The 4,791-nt window shown below is 71.0% G+C and carries 6 protein-coding genes; all 6 read left to right on the plus strand.

The features are described from left to right. Positions 1–406: PDZ domain-containing protein (locus tag HC022_RS19165; protein ID WP_217704065.1), on the plus strand; the 406-nt coding region annotated here is incomplete at its 5' end. A gap of 4 nt (positions 407–410) precedes the next feature. Beyond that, the gene (locus HC022_RS19170; protein ID WP_167453483.1) at positions 411–1,724 is read left to right on the plus strand and encodes a replication-associated recombination protein A; all 1,314 of its coding nucleotides are present in this window, start codon (positions 411–413) and stop codon (positions 1,722–1,724) included. A 117-nt stretch (positions 1,725–1,841) separates the two neighbouring features. Continuing rightward, on the plus strand, positions 1,842–2,219 hold the full coding sequence (gene crcB / locus HC022_RS19175; protein WP_089954740.1) for a fluoride efflux transporter CrcB: 378 nt from the start codon (positions 1,842–1,844) through the stop codon (positions 2,217–2,219). Continuing rightward, entirely contained in the window at positions 2,216–3,271 is a 1,056-nt protein-coding gene (locus HC022_RS19180) for an RluA family pseudouridine synthase (protein ID WP_008885728.1), read from the plus strand. The genes crcB and HC022_RS19180 overlap by 4 nt, the downstream gene beginning before the upstream one ends. Beyond that, positions 3,268–3,999, plus strand: a complete 732-nt coding sequence (locus HC022_RS19185; RefSeq protein WP_167453484.1) for an HAD-IA family hydrolase — start codon at positions 3,268–3,270, stop codon at positions 3,997–3,999. The genes HC022_RS19180 and HC022_RS19185 overlap by 4 nt, the downstream gene beginning before the upstream one ends. Then, a complete protein-coding gene (locus HC022_RS19190; protein ID WP_167453485.1) occupies positions 3,996–4,709 on the plus strand; it encodes an ATP12 family chaperone protein in 714 nt (237 codons plus the stop codon). Before HC022_RS19185 ends, HC022_RS19190 begins: the two co-directional genes overlap by 4 nt. Positions 4,710–4,791 lie beyond the last annotated feature (82 nt).

Consider the following 4,791-nt stretch of genomic DNA (forward strand, 5'->3'; position numbering starts at 1 on the left):
CATGTCCGTGGCGGGACTCGGCCACGTCGCCAAGATCCGCTACCTGCACGACGGCACACCGCAGGAGACCGAGGTCGGGATGATCGCCCCGCCCGAGGTCCCTGCCCGCGACGCCGTCACCCTCGGCGAGCGCGACCTGCTGCCCGGTCTCGCGCTGGCCCGCATCAACCCCGCCGTCGGCGCCGAGCTGAACCTGCCGCTCAGCGGCGAGGGCGTGGTGGTCACCGATCCCGGCCCCTACGGCGCCCGCATCGGCCTGCGCCCCGGCGACATCCTGCGCGGCATCAACGGCAAGGCGGTCGAAGCCCCCGCCGACGTCGCGCCGCTGCTGAACCGCGCCGGCTCGCGGGTGCAGCTCGACGCGCAACGCGGCGGCTCGCGCCTGTCGCTGCGGTTCCGGAGCTGAGCCCTTGGCCGATCTCTTCGACAGCCCCGACGCCACGCCACCGGAGGACCGGGCCCCCCGCCCGCTCGCCGACCGGCTGCGGCCGCGGGCGCTCGACGAGGTGATCGGCCAGCGCCAGCTTCTCGGCCCCGATGCTCCGCTCGGCATCATGCTGGCCTCGGGCGCGCTCTCGAGCCTCGTGCTCTGGGGCCCGCCGGGGGTCGGCAAGACCACCATCGCGCGGCTGCTCGCGGATGCCACCGACCTGCACTTCGTCCAGATCAGCGCGATCTTCACCGGCGTCCCGGAGCTGCGCAAGGTCTTCGAGGCGGCCCGGCACCGCCGCAGCAACGGCCAGGGCACGCTGCTCTTCGTCGACGAGATCCACCGCTTCAACAAGGCGCAGCAGGACGGCTTCCTGCCCCACATGGAAGACGGCACCATCCTGCTGGTGGGCGCCACCACCGAGAACCCCAGCTTCGAGCTGAACGCGGCGCTGCTGTCCCGCGCGCAGGTGCTGGTGCTCGAGCGCCTCTCCCTCGCCGATCTCGAACGCCTCGCCCAGCGGGCGGAGAAGGAACTCGGCCGCGCCCTGCCCCTCGACGGCGCCGCCCGCGAGGCGCTGCTCGAGATGGCCGACGGCGACGGCCGCGCCGCGCTCAACCTCATCGAGCAGGTCATGGCGTGGAAGACCGACGCCAAGCTCGACACGGCCCAGCTCACCCGGCGGCTGATGCGGCGCGCGGCGCAGTACGACAAGTCCGGCGACGGCCACTACAACCTGATCTCGGCGCTGCACAAATCCGTGCGCGGCTCCGACCCGGATGCGGCGCTCTACTGGTTCGCCCGGATGCTCGAGGCCGGCGAGGACCCGCGCTTCCTGGCCCGCCGCATCACCCGCATGGCGGTCGAGGACATCGGCCTCGCCGACCCGCAGGCGCAGGCGATCTGCATCGACAGCTGGCAGACCTACGAACGGCTGGGCTCTCCCGAAGGCGAGCTGGCGCTGGCCAACGCGCTGGTCTACCTCGCGCTCGCGCCCAAATCCAACGCCGCCTACACCGCCTACAAGGCCGCCCGCGCCGATGCCCGCCGCACCGGCTCGCTGATGCCGCCGAAGCACATCCTCAACGCCCCCACCCGGCTGATGAAGGAACAGGGCTACGGCAGCGGCTACAGCTACGATCACGACGCCGAGGACGGATTCTCCGGGCAGGACTACTTCCCCGACGACATGGGCCGCCAGCGCTTCTACGCCCCGGTCGAACGCGGCTTCGAACGCGAACTGAAGAAGCGCGTCGAGTATTTCGAGCGCCTCCGCCGCGAGCGCAACGGCTGACCGGTAACGCGACGTCGCGCCTTCATCTTGCCGGATAAACTCCGGGGGTCCCGCAGGGGCGGGGGCAGAGCCCCCTCCGACCTTGACAAGCGCACCGCCGCGCGACATTCCGCGACCATGATCCTGACGCTTCTACAGGTCGCCCTGGGCGGCGCATTGGGCGCATCCGCGCGCTATCTGACCGGTGTCGCCATGACGTCGCTGATGGGGCGTGGCTTTCCGTGGGGAACGCTGGCCGTCAACATTCTCGGCTCCTTCCTCATGGGCCTGCTGGTGGTGGCGCTGGCCAACCTCTCCGCGACGCGGCTGGCGCCGTTCTTCGCGGTGGGCTTCCTCGGCGGCTTCACCACCTTCTCGAGCTTCTCGCTCGACGTCGCGACGCTCTACGAGCGCGGCGACGTCGCGCTGGCACTCGGCTACGTGGCGGTCTCGGTCGCCGTTTCCATCGCCGCGCTGTTCGCGGGCCTCCTTATCGCACGGAACCTTTTCGCATGAGCCGAGTCCAGACCATCACCATCGGCCCCGGCGACGGCGACCAGCGCCTCGACCGCTGGCTGAAGCGGCACTTCCCGCACCTCGCGCAGGGCCGCATCGAGAAGATGTGCCGCAAGGGCGAGATCCGCGTCGACGGCGGCCGGGTCAAGGCCTCGACCCGCCTCGAGGTCGGCCAGCAGGTGCGCATCCCGCCGCTGCCCGAGCCCGACGCCGTGAACGCGGCCCCCGCCGCCGCGCCGAAGCCCCGTGTGAGCGATGCCGACACCAAGTTGATCCAGGACGCGGTGATCTGGAAGGACGACCACATCATCGCGCTCAACAAGCCGCCGGGCCTGCCGGTGCAGGGCGGCAGCAAGACCACCCGACACGTGGATGGCCTCTCCGAGGCGCTGCGCTTCGGCCTCGACGAGAAGCCGCGCCTCGTGCACCGGCTCGACAAGGACACCTCGGGCGTGCTGCTGCTGGCGCGCACCCGCGCGGTGGCGCAGGCGCTGACCGCCGCCATCCGCCACAAGCAGACCCGCAAGATCTACTGGGCGGTGGTCGCGGGCGTGCCCACCCCCTACCTCGGCGAGATCCGCTACGCGCTGGTCAAGGCGCCCGGCCACGGCAGCTCGGGCGAGGGCGAGAAGATGATCTGCGTGCACCCGCGCGACGTCGACCGCACCGAGGGCGCCAAGCGCGCCCACACGCTCTACGCCACGCTCTACCGCGTCGCCGGCCGCGCCTCGTGGGTGGCGCTCGAGCCGATCACCGGCCGCACCCACCAGCTGCGCGCGCACATGGCCGAGATCGGCCACCCGATCATCGGCGACGGCAAGTACGGCGGGTCGGGGCAGGAAAACCTCGGCGACGGCTGGGGCGCCCAGCTCGGCGGGGTGATCTCGAAGAAGCTGCACCTGCACGCCCGCTCGATGACCTTCGAACACCCGGTGACCCACAAGCGCGTCACCGTGACCGCGCCGCTGCCCGAGCACATGAAGCACACCTGGGAGACCCTCGGCTGGACCGAGGACCTCGCCGCGGACGACCCCTTCGAAAGCCTGCAATGACCGACCTGCGCCTCGTGATCTTCGACGTCGACGGCACCCTCGTCGACAGCCAGGCCGACATCCTCGCCTCGATGCGCGCGGCCTTCGCCAGCGCCGGGCTCGAGGCCCCCGCGCGGGCCGAAATCCTGTCGATCGTCGGGCTGTCGCTGCCGCTGGCGATCGCCGAGCTCGCGCCCGGGATCGACCCCGCGACCCGCGACGCCATGGTCGAGGCCTACAAGGCCAGCTACATGGGGCTGCGCATCGAGAAGGGCACGCCGCAGAGCTCGCCGCTCTATCCCAACACACGCGAGGTGCTCGAGGCGCTGATCGACGAGACCGGCGCCGGGGCGGTCTGGTGGCAGCGCGCCTATGACCCGGCCGCGGTCGAGCGCGACACCGCGGTGAAGGCGGCGCTGAAGGACCGCGGCACCGACGTGCGCAGTTTTGCCGGGCACCTGCTGTTCGAGCTCTTCGTCTCGCAGCAATGCGCCGACGACCACCCCTCCAAGCCCCACCCCGCGATGATCGAGGCCGCGCTCTCCGAGACCGCCATGCCCGCGCACCGCGCGGTGATGCTGGGCGACACCAGCTTCGACATGCAGATGGCGCGCGCCGCCGGCGTCACCGCCATCGGCGTCACTTGGGGCTACCACGACGCAGCGCGGCTGCGGGACGCACATCACGTCATCGACGACATCCGCGCCCTGCCCGCCCTGCTGGAAGAAATCTGGGAGACGACCGCATGAGCGAATGGGCCCCCCGCCGCTTCTACACCGAGGCGACCGTCACCGAGACCGAAGGCGGTTACGGCATCGCACTGGACGGCCGCCGCGTGATGACCCCGGGCAAGTCGCCGCTGGTGGTGCCGACCCGCGCACTCGCCGAGGCCATCGCCGCGGAATGGGCGGCGCAGGGCGAGAAGATCGCCCCCGAGACCATGCCCTTCACCCGCACCGCCAACAGCGCCATCGAGAAGGTCGCCCCGCAGCGCGCCGCGGTGGCCGACATGCTGGCGGAATACGGCGACAGCGACCTGCTATGCTACCGCGCCGTGGAGCCCGAGCCGCTGGTGGCCCTGCAGTCCGAACGCTGGGATCCGATGCTCGCCTGGGCGGCCGAGCATCTTGGCGCCGCGCTTGAGCCGCGCGCGGGGCTGATGCACGCGCCGCAGCCCGCCGAGGCGCTCGAGCGCCTCGCAGCCCGCACCCATACGCTCGACCATTTCCGGCTGGCGGCCTTTCACGATCTCGTGGCGCTGACCGGCTCTCTGGTGCTCGGCTTTGCCGCCACCGACCCCGCGCAGGATCCCGAGGCGCTCTGGGCGCTCTCCCGGCTCGACGAGACCTGGCAGGAAGAGACCTGGGGCACCGACGAGGAAGCCCGCGAGATGTCCGAGAACAAACGCCGTGCGTTTCTTCACGCTCATCGATTTTTTGCTCACTGCGCCACTGATTAATCACGCCGCGGCACCGGAAACACTGCCCATTTTCGCGGCAGTGCATGGTGTCTTTCGCAGCGGAACGGCTTGACCTCTCTTC

It is taken from the genome of Salipiger sp. HF18, from assembly GCF_011806505.1.
Taxonomy (GTDB): Bacteria; Pseudomonadota; Alphaproteobacteria; order Rhodobacterales; family Rhodobacteraceae; genus Salipiger; species Salipiger thiooxidans.